This window comes from Ruegeria sp. EL01, assembly GCF_900313035.1.
Classification (GTDB): domain Bacteria; phylum Pseudomonadota; class Alphaproteobacteria; order Rhodobacterales; family Rhodobacteraceae; genus Ruegeria.
Window position 1 is genome coordinate 39926 of the sequence record NZ_OMPS01000017.1, and the last position, 15280, is coordinate 55205.

Below are 15280 nucleotides of genomic sequence, written 5' to 3' on the forward strand. Positions count from 1 at the left end.
TGGCAAGCACTATCACCCTACGATTGATGAAATGATTTGCGGGACCCAATCGCGTTTCGTGATGGGTCAGTCCTTATCCAAGGGAACGCCGTACAGCTCCAACCGATGCCCGATGAGCTTAAAGCCCAGTTTGGCCGCTATTTTTTCCTGCAGTGCTTCGATCTCGGGATCGACAAATTCGATCACCTCACCAGACTGCATGTCGATCAGATGGTCATGGTGATCGCGTTCGGCATCTTCATAACGCGCGCGCCCGTCGCCAAACTCCAACCGCTCCAGAATCCCGGCCTCTTCGAACAGCTTCACGGTGCGATACACGGTGGCAATCGAAATCCCCGAATCCAACGCCGAGGCGCGTGTATACAGTTCCTCGACATCCGGATGGTCTTCGCTCTGCTCCAGCACATGCGCAATGGTGCGGCGCTGACCGGTCATGCGCAGGCCTTTGCCTTCGCACCGCGAGATGATCGTGTCCGACATGATGCCTCTCAGGAATTGCTCGGGTTTCTGTCTTAATATGTCCGCGCGCCCAGCGCCACAGGGATTCGTTGGCCGGTGCAGGTTTCAGACCATGCGTCGCAGATCTGCCCAGATCGGTAGATGGTCCGAGGCGATATGCGCCGGACGCTCTCCATGCACGCCGTGATCCGCCGCCTCAATGCCGTACCCCAGCGCAATCCTGTCCAGCGCGCCCAAGGGCTGCGCTGCCGGATAGCTTGGCACTGGCGGTAAAAACTGCATTTCCGGGGCCAGATTGTCCAACACGGGTTGCCGCGACCATTCGTTGAAATCACCTGCCCAAACCGTTGGCATCTGTTCAAGCGACGCGTCGCAATGCCGAATATGGGTGATCTGCTGTCGCCTGGATGCGGGCAGCAATCCCAGATGCACCCCCATCACCCGCAACGGGCCGATCTGCGTGTCAAATTCCACACGAACCGCCCCCCGAGGCTCCAGCCCCGGCAGGTCATGATGTCCGGTCTGCCGGACCTTGATGTGATCACCGCGCCAGATCACGGCGTTGCCATGCCAGCCCAGGCTGCCCGCGCCGCCCAGATCGACAATTTGCCATCCGGCTTCGTCCAGCATGAAATGCGGCAGCGCAGCTGGCCGGGGAGGCAACCGCTTGTCGGCTTCCTGCAGAACCACAATCTCAGCGCGCATGCCATGCAGTACCTGCATGATGCGTTGCGGCTGTCGCCGGAAATCCAGCCCGACGCATTTCTGGATATTGTAGCTGCCAAGGCGCAGGGTCGAAGGTTTTGTCATGACACTCCGGGGTTTAAACTTGTCTAAGGATCACCTTGCTTGACCCCGGGTGCAAGCCCGTGTCGTGACCAGACCTGAGATAACCTTACCCTGTTGAACAGGTGCCGCGTCTTGCGGCACCTATCCTGTGCATTCTCAGGTGTTGGATCAGATATCTAATTTGCAAAGACAGAGTGAGTGTTCTCGTCGGCGCAACCAAAATGACCGACAGAAGTTGCGCTGAGCAGGCAATCCGAACATCAGACGACTAGCATCTGATGCCCGGATTAAATCAAACACATGGCTTTGCGAGACGCTAAGTCGGGTGAGAGCACCTGACGTTCTGCGCAACCGAAGACATGGTATTCAATTCACAACTAGGAGATTGCCTTGATTGCTTCTTCGTAAGCCAGGACGGCTTTTTCGGACTCGACTTCCAGGACATCCATTTCCGCGCAGAAATGCACAACATCATCAAGGCTAGGCACCTCTACGCTGTCCAGAGCTGCAACGGTTGGCTGAAGTTCTGCCCAATGACCCTGAACTTGCTTCAGCGCCTTAACCGCAGCGTTGCTCGGAGGTTTGGCCATTGTAATATACTCATTGCCGCCGCTGATCAGCGCATCGACGATCTTGCCAAATTTTGCGGTGTTCTTCTTGAACTTCTCGTGGTGTTCCTGCGCTTCGTTGCCGGTCGCCGCTAGGGCAATTTCTTTACAGACCTTCTGGGTGATCATCCGTTGGCGACCCGCAAAGTCCAAAGCCAGGGCCAAAGACGCATCAATATCGACTTCTCCGTAAGCTTGTTCCAATCTACGGACGACGACTTGGCAGGCCTTTTCAAGCACTTCGTCATTGCCCACAATCATGTGCAGATGCGCATCATCTACTGACTTGGCTGCAATGATTTCTTCAACGGCGGTCCGGTATGGCGCCCAAAGACCTGCGACGTCTTTGAGGGCGGTATTGACCGCGTAAAACCTTTCACGATCGACGCCAGACGACCCCTTACCTTCTTTAAAGCCAAGAAGGATGTCATCGAATTCGTCATGGGCTTCCTGAAGCTCAACCAGGTCCCTTTCGATCTCTGCGTTCATGCTCAGAAGAACGGCAGCTTTTGCCGCCTTTTCGGTAAGGAAGCTGAGCTTACCGGCCGCCAGAATTCGATGCGTGACCTGACCGGGAGCCATGGCAAGCGCATGACCACCGACAGGCATGAATGCCGCCAAAGCAATTCCCGAAGCTCCGGTGACGAAAAAACGACGATTAATTTTCATTGCTGACATCCTTACCCTTGCTACTTTTAACTAACCATTTTGGATTCAAGGCAAAGTAAGTGGCCCATTGTGGTACGCCAAAGATGAAAATGTGGTGTTTTTTGGACTTGCAAGAGATCAATTCGATCGGTGATCGGTATGTATGGCACTAGATACCGCGCCAACTGCAAGGTGGTTTTTTTCGCATTCCATCGCAAACGACTGATCAAAAATAGTGCAAACTCCATCAAGCTGGGTTCAAAGCGGCCAACCCTACTTCAACCGCCTCCTCACCCGCTAACAACAACACCCAAATCGAAATCACGTGCCGCAGAATGTTGCCTGCACCACTTCGCTCTCCAAAGGGGGGCGGGTCAGGTCTGCATTCTCTGGCTGATCCGAAAAGGGCTGCGCCAGAACGGTGTTGAGACGATGAAAGGGGCTGTAGTCACCCTGCACCGCCGCCTCGATCATCTGTTCGACCCGATGGTTACGCGGGATGAAGGCCGGGTTGGCCGCTTGCATTACCTCTGTCGGGGCCTCTTCATGTGACAAACGCGCTTGCCAACCCACAGCCCATTCATCAAACGCCAGTGGATCGGTGAACTGATCCCGCGCTTTGTCCGTACCCAGCGCACGGAAGGTGTTGGTGAAATCCGCCTGGTTCTGCGCCATGCGCACCAGCAGGTCCGAGATCAATTCCTGATCTCCATCGCGGGTCGTTGTCAAACCGATCTTGGCTTGAAAGCGTGCCAACCAGTTCTGCTGCAACAAGTCGGGCATCGCGTGTACAATCTCGGTCGCTTCTTCAACGGCCGCTTCCTTATCTTCCATCTGCTGGATCAATGCGGTGGCCAATTGCGCCACATTCCAGACCGCAATGTCCGGCTGATTGGAATAGGCATAGCGCCCTGCCCGGTCGATCGAGCTGTAGACCGTGTTGGGATGATAGCTGTCTAAAAAGGCGCAGGGCCCATAGTCAATCGTCTCACCAGCAACCGAGCAATTGTCTGTGTTCATCACTCCGTGGATGAACCCCACGCTCATCCAACTGGCAATCAACTGCGCCTGCGCGTCGCGCACAGCGCGCAACAGACCCATCGGCCCCTCGGCCTGCGGATAATGGCGCGCGATGGCGTATTCCGTCAGGCGGCGCAAACTGTCGATCTGCCCCCTTGCCGCAAAGACCTGAAACGTCCCGACCCGTAGATGGCTGCGCGCCACGCGCGTCAACACCGCACCGGGCATGGGCCCTTCACGCAGGACGATCTCTCCGGTCTCGACCGCCGCCAAAGCGCGGGTGGTCTGTATGCCCAGCGCGTGCATCGCCTCAGACACCACATATTCCCTCAGAACAGGCCCCAGCCAAGCGCGCCCGTCGCCTTGCCGAGAGAACAGCGTAGGACCAGAACCTTTCAACTGAATGTCCCGACGCACACCATCGGTGCCCACGGTTTCCCCCAACAAGACCGCGCGCCCATCCCCCAGCTGCGGGTTGTAATTGCCGAACTGGTGTCCGGAATACAGTTGCGCCAGCGGCTCGGCACCAGCGGGTAAGGCATTGCCGGCAAAGGTCTCGGCCAGCTCGTGCACATCCCCCGGTGCGATATCCAAAAGCCGCGCGAGATCTGCGTTGAACGCAATCAGTTGCGGTGCGCGAACAGGGACCGGCGCCTGACGCGCATAAAACGCATCTGGCAGGCGGGCATACGAGTTATCAAACGGGATTTTCAGTGTCATGCGGCAAACATATGACCTGCGCGCATGATTGCCATAGCGGATCGCGCCATCCCGTGCATAATCCGTCAAAACACGAGGCACCGATGACCGGACAAGACATTATCGACCACCTGCAACTGCAGCGACACCCTGAAGGTGGCTGGTTCAAAGAGACCTGGCGCGCCGACAATGCGGGCCGCGCCACCGGCACCTGCATCTACTTCTTGCTGCAAGCCGGGGAAAGCAGCCACTGGCACCGGGTCGATGCGACCGAGATCTGGCTCTATCATGCCGGCGCACCTTTGATCCTGTCGCTCAGCGAGACGGATCAGGGGCCCGCAAAAGAATACCAGCTGTCCCCGGACCTGACAAAAGGGACACCTCAAGTGATCGTCCCCAAGGGCCATTGGCAAGCCGCCCGCAGCACCGGAGACTACACGTTGGTCAGCTGTACCGTCTCGCCAGGGTTCGAGTTTTCGGGATTTGAACTTGCGGACCCGGGGTTCGATATACCAATAGCGCGACGTAAGTGATTAAGAGTTTGAGGCAGAGCAGATGCGTGAAGACCTGAAAAAAGCGTTCGAGAACCATGATTGGTCGGGGAAAAGAGGCAAAGCACCGCGTTCCGGTCCCGGATCGACGTTGGCTGCCACCGAGAGGCTGCGCGCGGCGCTGCCGCAGATTTTCGAACAGCTCAAAGTTCGACGGTTTCTGGACGCACCCTGTGGCGATTGGACTTGGATGCAGACTGTCGATCTGTCGCCGCTCGAAACCTACCATGGCACGGACATTTCGACTTCTGTCATACAAAGCGTTTCCGAAGAGTTCGCCTCCGAAAAAGTATCGTTTTCTGTCTTGGATGTATGTTCTGACCCTTTGCCTGCTGCCGATCTGATAATGTGCCGCGAGTGTTTGTTTCATCTCAAACACGAAGCAAAATGGGCGTTCTTCCAGAACTTCCTGGCGGCAAACATTCCGTTCGCACTGATTTCAATTGATCATGTTCGCGTCAATCAAGACCTCAACAAGCAGGGGGGATTTCAACGCTTCAATCCTATGCTTGACCCGTTTAACTTCCCGCTGCCGCTATACTATGTGCACGAGACATCGAACCAGGACACGTTCGATTTGTACGATCCAGATCTGGGCCATCGACAGCATCGCTCCATGGGGATTTGGACGCGCGAGATGATTGCCAACGCAATGCCAAAGCCCCCTCAAACCTAGAACAGGCGACCTGCCTCATCGGACATCCAGCGCTGCACCACGATCGAGATCGCTCACCAACTTGCCAGCAGCGCCTCTCCGGGCCACTCTGTTTTCTATGGATCACCGCTCGCTCATCGCGTCTATCCCGCCCGAGACCAAAGACCGTCTCCAACATCGCTCCGACTCGGCCGGGCTCCGGCATCTGGTGCTGTATCTTCTGGCACTGACGGTTACCTCGACAGGACTGATCGTGCAGGCTTCGTTCTGGCCAATGCTGATCCTGCCGCAGGGCATCCTGCTGGTGTTCCTGTTCACCCTCAGCCACGAATGCACCCACAAAACACCGTTCAAAACCAGCTGGCTCAACGATGCGGTTGGGCATCTGGTCTCGGTTCCGATTGCCCTGCCCTTTACGTGGTTTCGTTACTTCCACTTGGCGCATCACAAATGGACCAATCACCCGGATAACGACCCCGAACTCGACGGCAAACCGCGCCCTGACAACTGGCGCAGCCTGATCGTCTACCTCAGCGGCTGGCCATACTGGTCAGCAATGGCTCAGGTGCTTATGCGCAACGCCCTGGGACGGATCGATGCCCCCTACCTGCCTGAGCGCCAACATCGCGCCATCAAAATCGAGGCGCGCGTCCTGTTGGCCGTCTACGGCTTCGCAGCCCTCAGCCTGTTTTTCACACCTGCCTTGGTCTGGCTCTGGCTGTTACCAGTGCTCATTGGACAACCCTTCCTACGCCTTTATCTTCTGGCAGAACATGGGCTCTGCCCGCCAGTAGCCAATATGCTGGAAAACTCGCGCACAACATTCACCAACCGTATCGTCCGGTTCGTGGCCTGGAACATGCCCTACCACGCAGAACATCACGCCTTTCCGAACGTTCCGTTCCACCAACTGCCTGCGTTTCACGCCTGGACCCGAGCCCATTTGAAATCCACATCAAACGGCTACACAGAATTCGCAGTGGATTACGCAAAAGATCTACCCCGCTAGGGTTCACCCTTCATCTGGCTGAAAACATCCCGGGGGAGTCGCGCTGGCGCGACCGGGGGCAGCGCCCCTACGCCTTGACCGCCTGACCGCGATGCGGAGCCGAAAGAACGCCACCACCAACCAGCGCCTTCACACCTGTGGTTCCCGGGCAGGAGGTTGACAACCCACGCGCCACCCGCACGGCCAGATAGGCAAAGGCCTGTGCTTCCAGCATGTCTCCGTCCAGACCAAACGCCTCGACCGGCTCGACAGGACAATCCAGCGCTACACGCAGCATCTCCATCAACACCGGATTGTGCCGCCCTCCACCGGTCACCAGCATACGCGAGGGTGGTTTCGGGCAATACTCCATCCCTTGCACAACCCCCGCCGCGCACATCCCGGTGAGTGTGGCGACTGCGTCCGCATCCGGCAAATCGCGTACCAGCCCGATCATTTCCGCAAAGTCGTTCCGGTCCAGCGATTTTGGCGGCATACGGGCAAAGAAAGGCTCGCTCAGGAATAGCTCCAAGGCGCCTGTCTCAACCGTTCCCTCGCGGGCAACGGCGCCATCCTTGTCCATGGGCAACCCAAAGCGGCCCTGCATCAGATCATCGACCGGTGCATTGGCGGGGCCGGTATCAAAGGCCACAAGCGCGCCGGGGATTTCAGGCCGTTCAAAAGACGGATCAATATAGGTCAGGTTTCCGACCCCGCCGAGGTTCAGAAAACACAGAGGCTCCTCTGCCTCGATCCACTTGGCGCAGGCAAAATGGAAAAACGGGGCCAAGGGCGCCCCTTCACCCCCCATCACCACATCATCACTGCGAAAGTCCCAAACCACCGGCACGCCCAGCGCCTGCGACAGGCCTATCCCGTCGCCAACCTGCAAGGTTCCCCGCCCGCGCGGCTCATGCGCCAGGGTCTGACCGTGGAACCCAATCAGGTCGATATCTTCAAACTCGGACAACGCCTCGCAATGGGCGCGGGTCACCACCTCGGCGGCAGCATCAACCTCGTCCCCGTGCCAGTGCCCCATTCCGGCCCGTAAAACCGCACGCTCCTTATCCGAGTAAGCGCGATATCCACTTTCGCCAAAGCCAAAAATCGCGACACCGTCGGTTTCGATCACCGCCGCGTCCACCCCATCCATCGATGTTCCTGACATCGCCCCAAGCGCGCGCAGGGCCCCGCGTTTTGCTACGGCCTTATTCATGGCCTTTTCCTTCTGCCACTCGACGCCTATAAGGTGCCCCGCATTACAACCCTGAGGCAAGACATGACCTACCATCCCAAATCGGATTTCATCGCAACGATGATGGAGCGTGGCTTTTTGGCCGATTGCACCGATTATCAGGGCCTTGACGAGGCGCTGATCAGCGGGGTGCAGACGGCTTATATCGGCTATGACGCAACGGCGCAGTCGCTGCATGTGGGTCATCTGATGAACATCATGGTCCTGCGTTGGCTGCAAAAAACAGGGCACAAACCCATCACCCTGATGGGCGGCGGCACCACCAAGGTGGGCGATCCATCGTTCCGCTCGGATGAACGCCCGTTGCTTGGCCCTGAACAGATCGACGCGAACATTGCCGGTATGCAGAAGGTGTTCTCAAAATACCTGTCCTACGATGACAGCCACAGTGGCGCGAAGATGCTGAACAATGCCGAATGGCTGGACAGTCTGAACTACCTGGATTTCCTACGCGACATCGGGCGGCATTTCTCGGTCAACCGGATGCTGTCCTTTGAATCGGTGAAATCGCGACTGGACCGCGAGCAATCGCTGTCCTTCCTCGAATTCAACTACATGATCCTGCAGGCCTATGACTTTCTGGAACTGAACCGCCGCTATGGCTGTGTATTGCAGATGGGTGGGTCGGACCAATGGGGCAATATCGTCAACGGGATCGACCTGACCCGCCGCGTGCTGGATCATGAGATCTATGGCCTGACCACCCCATTGCTGACCACCAGTGACGGGCGCAAAATGGGTAAATCTCAAGGCGGCGCGATCTGGCTGAATGACGAGATGCTGTCGCCCTACGAATTCTGGCAGTTCTGGCGCAACACCACAGACGCGGATGTGGGTCGGTTTCTGAAGATCTTTACAGAACTTCCGGTCGACGAGTGCGAGCGCATGGGCGCGCTTGCCGGATCTGAGATCAACGAAGCCAAAATCCGTCTGGCCAACGAGGTGACAACGTTACTGCACGGGGCTGATGCGGCGACAACTGCTGAAGCAACCGCGCGAGAAGTCTTTGAAAAAGGCGGCGTAGGTGGCGATTTGCCTACCCTGACCCTCAGCGCGGCGGATCTGGGCGATGGCATGTCTATCGTACAGCTGATCGTCAAATCCGGTCTGGCCAAATCCGGCAAAGAGGCGAAGCGCCTGATTGCCGAGAACGGTGCCAAGATGGACGACGCGCCGCTGACGGATGCCGGTTTGATGATAGACGCCGGTGCCCTGTCGTCCCCCATCAAGCTGAGCGCTGGTAAAAAGCGCCACGCGCTGGTGCAGCTGGGCTAACACCTCGACCAATTCGAAAACAAAACCGGCCACCCAAATCGGGTGGCCGAGCTCTTTATGTCAACGACTCTGATTGGCCTTTGGCGTTACCGTTTTCCTTTACCCCCGCCCTTGCCACCATTTTTACCGTCGCCGCCGCCGCCGTTTCCGGAACCATTGCCCTGACCGTTGTTGTTACCGCCATTGCCGGTACCCGGTTCGGAGCCATTGTTGTTTCCGCCCCCGTTTCCGGGGTTTCCGGCGTTCCCGTTACCGTTGCCCGGGCCGTCGCCGCCTTTGCCGCCGCCTTTACCGGGGCCGTCACCTCCTTTGCCGGGGCCATTGCCACCGCCTTTACCGGGGCCGTCACCGCCTTTGCCGGGGCCATTGCCACCGCCTTTACCGGGGCCGTCACCGCCTTTGCCGGGGCCGCCGCCACCACCATTGCCGGGATTGTCGCTCCCACCGTCACCTGGGCTATTGCCGCCACCGTTGCCCGGCCCGGAGCTACCGCCGCCGTTACCCGGACCGCTGCCAACACCATTGCCCGGATTAGCTGGGCTGGCTTGCGCAGTTCGATCAGAATCCCGATCTTCACCTCGGCTGTCACCAACTGCCGTGCCAATAGACGCGGTCGACACATCAGTCAGCAAAGACGCCAAACCGGGGCACATTGCGCCGGTATTTTGCAACGTTGTAGAAAAATCCGACCGGTTCTGAAGGCGTTGCAGGAAGCTGGGGGTGACATGCGTGCATTCACACATCGTCGTGTAATCCCCACTATTCGCTGCATCCCGCGCTGTTTTCCAGTTGCAAACCTCGGGTGCCGCCGCTGCACTGCCAGCCGCCAAAACCCCAAAGATGGGTGCGGCAACCCATGCAGCCATCCCTACTCTTTTACTCTTATGCATTGCGCATCACTCCTCTCACCACGTCGCCTGATCGCGACATTGCTTCCATAGCTGATGTGGGAGGCCAACATTAAAACTAGATTAGGACCACCTGAGCTTGTCTTGATAAAGCACGGCGCAGATGTGGACACGCCCGGCAACATCCGCTTAAATGAACACTTGTTCAAATCACCCCAGGGGGAGCCCGCCATGCAATTATCCACAACTGCCGCCATCGTCACCGGCGGCGCATCGGGTCTGGGCGAGGCCACGGCCCGTCATTTTGCCGCGCAGGGCGCTCAGATCACAATTCTGGACCGGGATGCAGATCGCGGAATGCTGGTTGCCGCCGAAATTGGCGGACACTTTGCGCGAACCGACGTGACCGACGAGGCGTCAGTTGCCAGCGCCATCGCAACCGCGACGGACAAAATGGGCCGAATCACTGCGGCGGTGAACTGTGCGGGCATCGCTTATGGCATCAAGACAGTGGGCAAGGATGGCCCCCACCCCCTGGATGCGTTCCAGCGGACCATCGACATCAACCTGGTCGGCACCTTCAACGTATCGCGCCTGGCCGCCGTCGAAATGGCCAAGAATGAGCCGGAACCGGATGGCGGGCGCGGTGTGATCATCAATACAGCCTCGATCGCGGCCTTTGACGGCCAGAAAGGACAAGCCGCCTATGCAGCCTCAAAGGGCGGTGTGGTTGGCATGACCCTGCCCATGGCCCGCGATCTGGCCTCAACCGGTATCCGGGTGATGACCATAGCGCCCGGTATCTTCATGACCCCAATGCTGGCCGGATTGCCAGAAGAGGTGCAACAGCAGCTCGCCGCCGATGTTCCCAACCCTGCCCGCTTGGGCGATCCGCACGAATACGGACGACTGGCCGGGTTCATCGTCGAGATGGGTTATCTGAACGGAGAGGTCATCCGCATCGACGGCGCATTGCGGATGCGCTAGGCGTTAATCATGACCGAGCGGGACAAGATGGAAGCTGGCAGTTGGTATTGCTGCCTGGACCCGGAACTTGACGCGCTGCGTGCCCAAGCGCGCCGCGCGGTGCATGCGCATAACAGCTGTGACCCCGATACAAGAGGTGCGATGGCACCGGCCCTGCACGCCTTGTTCGCGCGCGCTGGCGCTGATTGCTTTGTCGAAGCGCCATTTCATTGCGCATATGGCGTGAACATCCACCTTGGGGACCGGGTCTATTTCAACACCGGTTGCGTCATTCTGGATACGGCCCGCGTGCAAATTGGCGACGAGACGATGTTCGGGCCCAACAGCCAGATCTATTGCGCGCAGCATGCGAAAGACCCGGTCGAACGCGCCAAAGGGCTAGAGATCGCACTGCCCGTCACAATCGGCAGCAATGTCTGGGTTGGTGGGGGGGGCATCATCCTGCCTGGTGTCACCATTGGCGATAACGCAATAATCGGTGCAGGCAGCGTGGTAACCAAAGATGTGGCACCGGGTCAGACCGTTGTCGGGAACCCTGCGCGCGCTATCGACTAAACAGTCGAGTTGCAGCCGTCAGAATGTTGTACAACTCGAAAGATCCGGGTCTTCCAGAACGTACAGGTCATCCCTATTGCCCTTCGGCCTTCTCTTCCAGCGTTAGCCATTCCTCTTCGCTGGCCGATAGTTTTTCATGCCGCTCGACCAGTGCGTCTGTGGCTTTCTGAAATTTGACCGGCTCGCGGGTAAACAGCTCAGGGTCCGACATCAGCTCTTCAAGCTTAGCGATCTCGGCTTCCAGGCGGGAGATCTCGGATGGCAGTTTCTCAAGCCGATGCTTTTCTGAGAATGACAGGCCTGTTTTGGGCTTGGCATCTTGCTTTATCTTTGGCTTTGAACTTCTTGTTTTTTCTTCTTTTAATTCTACATGATCACCGCGCTGCGCGATGTAATCCGACCACCCACCAGCATACACCGTCGCGCGACCATGCCCCTCCATCGCGATGGTTGTCGTCGCAACACGGTCCAGAAAATCACGATCATGGCTCACCAGAAGGACGGTACCGGCATAATCGTCCAGCAGTTCCTGCAACAGGTCCAAAGTCTCGACATCCAGATCGTTGGTCGGTTCGTCCAGCACCAGCATGTTCGAGGGTTTTGCCATCAACTTTGCCAGCAAAAGTCGTGCTTTTTCCCCTCCGGACAAGGACTTAACGGCTGCTCTTGCCTGCTGTTCGTCGAACAGGAATTCTTTCAGATAGCCCACAACATGCTTGGGCTGACCACCTACCATCACCTGATCAGCCTTGCCCGAGACCCGCATCTCAGGATCTCCGGTCAGACTGTCCCACAGGGTCATCTCCGGGTCCAGCTGCGCGCGGGTCTGATCAAAAACCGCAACTTCCAGATTGGTTCCCTGGGTAATTGCGCCCTCATCCGGGCTTTCCTGTCCCAGCAGGATTTTCAGCAACGTGGTTTTGCCCACGCCATTCGGACCAACAAAGGCCACGCGATCCCCACGCTGAACCAAAAGGTCAAAGTTACGGACAATCTGATGGTCGTCAAAGGCTTTGGAAACGCCCTTGGCTTCAATCACCTTGCGTCCGGATTTCGGACCCGATTCCAATGCCATGGCGGCGGATCCCTGCCGCTTGATTTGCGATGCCCGCTCGGCCCGCAGCGCCTGCAACGCCCGGACACGCCCTTGATTGCGCTTGCGACGGGCGCTGATGCCTTCGACAGCCCAGCGCGCCTCGGATTTGATCAGGCGATTCAGCTTGTGGCGCTGCTGGTCTTCCTCGTCCCAAACCTTGTCGCGCCAGACCTCGAAAGCCTCAAACCCTTGTTCTTGCCGCCGTACGGCACCCCGGTCGATCCACAGGGTGGCACGGGTCAGAGCACGTAAGAACGCCCGGTCGTGAGAAATCAGAACAAAAGCCGCCCGCGTCGCGCCCAGCTCACGCTCCAACCACGCGATCGCTTCGATATCCAGATGGTTGGTCGGTTCGTCCAACAACATCAAATCGGGCGCCTCGGCCATTAGCTTGGCCAGCGCCGCGCGCCGCCGCTCCCCGCCCGAGGCCGTGTCAACCGGACGGGAAGGATCGAACTTCAATCCCTCACCCGCACGCTCAACCTTATAAAGCTCACCCGGCTCCAATCCGCTGGAGGCATAGTCGCCAAGCGTCGCAAACCCCTCCATGGTTGGGTCCTGCTCCATGTATCCAACCGATTTGCCCGGCGGAATCACGATATCGCCCTGATCCGCTTCAACCAGACCAGCCATCACTTTCATCAAAGTGGATTTGCCAGACCCGTTGCGCCCCACCAAAGCGACGCGATCGCCCGGTTGAACAACAAGGTCCAAGCCGGAAAACACCGGATCACCCCCGAAAGTCAGGGAAATGCCGGACATCTGCAACAAAGGAATTCTCGCCATGCCCGCCAGCTAAACCGGTGGACACAAGGCGTCAACGCCCTGAATTCACCTTTTCAAAAATACTCAGATTATCCAGCGACCGCCCGCAACAATCGTTTCCTGGCGGGCGGAATCGCCCCGATTTCCAAACCCGTGAACACGTGCAACGTATTCATATGCCGGTCCACGACCGCATGATCGCTGACCCAGCCACCCATCATCAGGTAGGTTCGCAGCAACGGTGGCATCCTCAGCATCGCCTTTTTCGCGTCCGGCCTACGGCGCAATCGTGACGCAAACCGAAAAACGTCCGGCGCCTTGACCCGCGGCAACCATCGCTTTGGGCCGAGGTGGCGGTCCCGAAGCATCGCAAATGCATCAAAATATTCGGTGGTTTCGGTTCCCGCAAAGGACGAACAGCCAAACAGCATTTCGACAACGTTCTGATCCACATAGGTGGTCATTGCCCCCCACGCGACCCGCAAGATATCGGGATCTGTCCAGTCAGGGTGAACGCAGAACCGGCCCATTTCCACCATGCAACCGCTGAAATCCGCGAGAGAGGACAAGTCGTAAAACTGGGCCGAATAGCTGCGCCCGATCTCGCGACCATCTGCCATCGTCAACATGCGAAAGCAGCACACCAGTTGGCCATCCGAGCACATGTCCTCGACCAGAATATGGGCGCATAGCGCATCAAAATCGTCCTGGTCGGATTGCTTTGTGCCAAAGGCCAACGTGCGCAGCCCCTGTGCCGCCGCAATATCCCTGGCCGATTGCGCCAAACGGGCCTGATATCGCCCTTTGTTCAACAAAACTGCCGTTGCCATGGTCGCATCCTCCGCGGTTGCTGACCGATCAAGTCCTTGCGCGTTCCGTATCACACGACATGTGACTGCCGTGTGACCATCACAAGATGTTGGCACGAATTAGTTGGATCCAAGGACGTTGCCCGGGTTGAAGTTGCCGATGTTGCCCAGCAGCTGACGCAGGAAGCCTTTGTCCTGAACATTGGAATCAGTCACGCGGCGCTCAAGCGGAATAACAATCCCGTCTTCAAGCCCAAACCGTTCAATGTTTCGAACAACACCGCGCTGATCAAAGCTGATGGCCACAAGTTCACGTGAGACAACTTCCGGCTTTTTCGGGCCGTAGTGGCGGACACGTGACCGGACATAATAAAAGCCGGAATCCTGTACGACCCCCGAAACACCGGGCGCACCGATAGCTTCGGTTACACTGTCACGCGTGTCTTTGCCGACCTGGATTTCCGCCAACTCCTCGGCGGGCGGCACATATCCATGATTCTTGAAGATCGGCGTACATGCGCTGACAATTGCCAGGCAGGCAACAAAGACAAGCGATTTCGTCGCCGGTTTCACCCTATTCACAACCTTCAACATGCACACCCTCTTGCCTTGGCCTCTTGCGGCTTCTATCCGATTACAGAAACCGCTGCCACGGTTCAACACAGGAAAGACTCTCGAATGAGCAACGTGACTTCACTGCGGGTGGCCGATCTGCCGCAAAACGCCCCGACGACCTTCAGTCTGCGCCCCGGTGCAGAAGCGCTGAGCGACATCAAGAACGAGCTTGAACTGCTGGGACTGCGAAAACTCAGCTTTGCAGGCGAGGTCCGCACTCAGGGCAAGCGGGACTGGGCTTTGACCGGTAAACTGGGGGCAACCGTCGTTCAGCCCTGTGTCGTGACGCTTGAGCCGGTGACGACCCGAATCGACATTCCGGTGTCCCGTGTGTTTGTCGCCAACTGGACCAATCCCGACGAACCCGAATACGAAATCCCCGAAGATGATGAGACCGAACCTTTGGGTCCCGAGATTGACCCCAACCAGGTCATGATCGAAGCACTGTCGCTGGCTTTGCCACAATATCCGCGCAAGGATGGCGCTGAATTGGAGTCTGCTGACTATACTGAACCCGGCAAACAACCGATGACAGACGAGGATGTGAAACCCTTTGCCGGATTGGCAGGATTGCGCGACACGCTCAAAAAAGACGAGTGACAGGGGTTTGATTTCCTGTCATAGCAGGCGGTCAGAAAAAGCGCTTGAACATGTCGAG

At 57.8% G+C, this 15280-nt stretch carries 16 protein-coding genes; 7 read left to right on the top strand and 9 right to left on the bottom strand.

Annotation, left to right across the window (positions count from 1 at the left end):
* Positions 1-66 precede the first annotated feature (66 nt).
* The 4 genes from D9K61_RS09280 to D9K61_RS09295 form a co-directional block, all read right to left on the bottom strand.
* On the bottom strand, positions 67-480 hold the full coding sequence (locus D9K61_RS09280; protein ID WP_120632973.1) for a Fur family transcriptional regulator: 414 nt from the start codon (positions 478-480) through the stop codon (positions 67-69).
* A gap of 84 nt (positions 481-564) precedes the next feature.
* Entirely contained in the window at positions 565-1269 is a 705-nt protein-coding gene (locus D9K61_RS09285; protein WP_120632974.1) for an endonuclease/exonuclease/phosphatase family protein, read from the bottom strand.
* A gap of 356 nt (positions 1270-1625) precedes the next feature.
* Positions 1626-2525: a type IV pili methyl-accepting chemotaxis transducer N-terminal domain-containing protein gene (locus D9K61_RS09290; protein ID WP_162946820.1), complete on the bottom strand. Its 900-nt coding sequence runs from the start codon at positions 2523-2525 to the stop codon at positions 1626-1628.
* A 300-nt stretch (positions 2526-2825) separates the two neighbouring features.
* Positions 2826-4244, bottom strand: a complete 1419-nt coding sequence (locus D9K61_RS09295) for a YdiU family protein (RefSeq protein ID WP_120633005.1) — start codon at positions 4242-4244, stop codon at positions 2826-2828.
* Between the two features lie 83 nt (positions 4245-4327).
* Between D9K61_RS09295 and D9K61_RS09300 the strand changes: the two genes are divergently transcribed.
* From D9K61_RS09300 to D9K61_RS09310, 3 genes are all read left to right on the top strand, one after another.
* Positions 4328-4756 carry a cupin domain-containing protein gene (locus D9K61_RS09300; RefSeq protein WP_120632976.1) on the top strand — a complete coding sequence of 143 codons (429 nt, stop codon included), beginning with the start codon at positions 4328-4330 and terminating at the stop codon, positions 4754-4756.
* 22 nt (positions 4757-4778) lie between these two features.
* Positions 4779-5450: a class I SAM-dependent methyltransferase gene (locus tag D9K61_RS09305; RefSeq protein ID WP_120632977.1), complete on the top strand. Its 672-nt coding sequence runs from the start codon at positions 4779-4781 to the stop codon at positions 5448-5450.
* 97 nt (positions 5451-5547) lie between these two features.
* On the top strand, positions 5548-6438 hold the full coding sequence (locus D9K61_RS09310) for a fatty acid desaturase (protein WP_120632978.1): 891 nt from the start codon (positions 5548-5550) through the stop codon (positions 6436-6438).
* A gap of 67 nt (positions 6439-6505) precedes the next feature.
* Here the strand turns inward: D9K61_RS09310 and D9K61_RS09315 are convergent, their stop codons facing one another.
* Complete coding sequence (locus tag D9K61_RS09315) at positions 6506-7633, bottom strand: anhydro-N-acetylmuramic acid kinase (protein ID WP_120633006.1); 1128 nt, start codon at positions 7631-7633, stop codon at positions 6506-6508.
* A gap of 63 nt (positions 7634-7696) precedes the next feature.
* Between D9K61_RS09315 and tyrS the strand changes: the two genes are divergently transcribed.
* Positions 7697-8947, top strand: coding sequence for a tyrosine--tRNA ligase (gene tyrS, locus D9K61_RS09320; protein WP_120632979.1), 1251 nt, complete (start codon positions 7697-7699; stop codon positions 8945-8947).
* Positions 8948-9033: 86 nt separating this feature from the next.
* Here the strand turns inward: tyrS and D9K61_RS09325 are convergent, their stop codons facing one another.
* Positions 9034-9837, bottom strand: a complete 804-nt coding sequence (locus D9K61_RS09325) for a hypothetical protein (protein ID WP_162946821.1) — start codon at positions 9835-9837, stop codon at positions 9034-9036.
* A gap of 189 nt (positions 9838-10026) precedes the next feature.
* On the opposite strand from D9K61_RS09325, the gene D9K61_RS09330 reads away from it, so the two are divergent.
* Both D9K61_RS09330 and D9K61_RS09335 read left to right on the top strand, forming a co-directional pair.
* Positions 10027-10782 carry a 3-hydroxyacyl-CoA dehydrogenase gene (locus D9K61_RS09330; protein WP_120632981.1) on the top strand — a complete coding sequence of 252 codons (756 nt, stop codon included), beginning with the start codon at positions 10027-10029 and terminating at the stop codon, positions 10780-10782.
* Between the two features lie 9 nt (positions 10783-10791).
* Positions 10792-11337 carry a sugar O-acetyltransferase gene (locus D9K61_RS09335; RefSeq protein ID WP_120632982.1) on the top strand — a complete coding sequence of 182 codons (546 nt, stop codon included), beginning with the start codon at positions 10792-10794 and terminating at the stop codon, positions 11335-11337.
* 73 nt (positions 11338-11410) lie between these two features.
* On the opposite strand, the gene D9K61_RS09340 is transcribed toward D9K61_RS09335, so the two are convergent.
* The 3 genes from D9K61_RS09340 to D9K61_RS09350 all read right to left on the bottom strand — a co-directional run bounded on the left by D9K61_RS09340 (position 11411) and on the right by D9K61_RS09350 (position 14601).
* Positions 11411-13219: an ABC-F family ATP-binding cassette domain-containing protein gene (locus D9K61_RS09340; protein WP_120632983.1), complete on the bottom strand. Its 1809-nt coding sequence runs from the start codon at positions 13217-13219 to the stop codon at positions 11411-11413.
* 68 nt (positions 13220-13287) lie between these two features.
* A complete protein-coding gene (locus tag D9K61_RS09345; RefSeq protein WP_120632984.1) occupies positions 13288-14028 on the bottom strand; it encodes a GNAT family N-acyltransferase in 741 nt (246 codons plus the stop codon).
* A 99-nt stretch (positions 14029-14127) separates the two neighbouring features.
* Positions 14128-14601: an outer membrane protein assembly factor BamE gene (locus tag D9K61_RS09350; protein ID WP_120632985.1), complete on the bottom strand. Its 474-nt coding sequence runs from the start codon at positions 14599-14601 to the stop codon at positions 14128-14130.
* A gap of 84 nt (positions 14602-14685) precedes the next feature.
* Here D9K61_RS09350 and D9K61_RS09355 point away from each other — a divergent pair, with 84 nt between their 5' ends.
* Positions 14686-15222: a DUF177 domain-containing protein gene (locus tag D9K61_RS09355; protein WP_120632986.1), complete on the top strand. Its 537-nt coding sequence runs from the start codon at positions 14686-14688 to the stop codon at positions 15220-15222.
* The last annotated feature ends 58 nt before the right edge of the window (positions 15223-15280 follow it).

Coding starts and splice junctions, on each gene's coding strand:
- D9K61_RS09300 (WP_120632976.1), top strand. CDS start 4,328: ATGACCGGACAAGACATTATCGACCACCTGCAACTGCAGCGACACCCT.
- D9K61_RS09280 (WP_120632973.1), bottom strand. CDS start 480: ATGTCGGACACGATCATCTCGCGGTGCGAAGGCAAAGGCCTGCGCATG.
- D9K61_RS09325 (WP_162946821.1), bottom strand. CDS start 9,837: ATGCATAAGAGTAAAAGAGTAGGGATGGCTGCATGGGTTGCCGCACCC.
- D9K61_RS09355 (WP_120632986.1), top strand. CDS start 14,686: ATGAGCAACGTGACTTCACTGCGGGTGGCCGATCTGCCGCAAAACGCC.
- D9K61_RS09310 (WP_120632978.1), top strand. CDS start 5,548: ATGGATCACCGCTCGCTCATCGCGTCTATCCCGCCCGAGACCAAAGAC.
- D9K61_RS09305 (WP_120632977.1), top strand. CDS start 4,779: ATGCGTGAAGACCTGAAAAAAGCGTTCGAGAACCATGATTGGTCGGGG.
- D9K61_RS09330 (WP_120632981.1), top strand. CDS start 10,027: ATGCAATTATCCACAACTGCCGCCATCGTCACCGGCGGCGCATCGGGT.
- D9K61_RS09290 (WP_162946820.1), bottom strand. CDS start 2,525: ATGAAAATTAATCGTCGTTTTTTCGTCACCGGAGCTTCGGGAATTGCT.
- D9K61_RS09345 (WP_120632984.1), bottom strand. CDS start 14,028: ATGGCAACGGCAGTTTTGTTGAACAAAGGGCGATATCAGGCCCGTTTG.
- D9K61_RS09315 (WP_120633006.1), bottom strand. CDS start 7,633: ATGAATAAGGCCGTAGCAAAACGCGGGGCCCTGCGCGCGCTTGGGGCG.
- D9K61_RS09335 (WP_120632982.1), top strand. CDS start 10,792: ATGACCGAGCGGGACAAGATGGAAGCTGGCAGTTGGTATTGCTGCCTG.
- D9K61_RS09285 (WP_120632974.1), bottom strand. CDS start 1,269: ATGACAAAACCTTCGACCCTGCGCCTTGGCAGCTACAATATCCAGAAA.
- D9K61_RS09295 (WP_120633005.1), bottom strand. CDS start 4,244: ATGACACTGAAAATCCCGTTTGATAACTCGTATGCCCGCCTGCCAGAT.
- D9K61_RS09340 (WP_120632983.1), bottom strand. CDS start 13,219: ATGGCGAGAATTCCTTTGTTGCAGATGTCCGGCATTTCCCTGACTTTC.
- D9K61_RS09350 (WP_120632985.1), bottom strand. CDS start 14,601: ATGTTGAAGGTTGTGAATAGGGTGAAACCGGCGACGAAATCGCTTGTC.
- tyrS (WP_120632979.1), top strand. CDS start 7,697: ATGACCTACCATCCCAAATCGGATTTCATCGCAACGATGATGGAGCGT.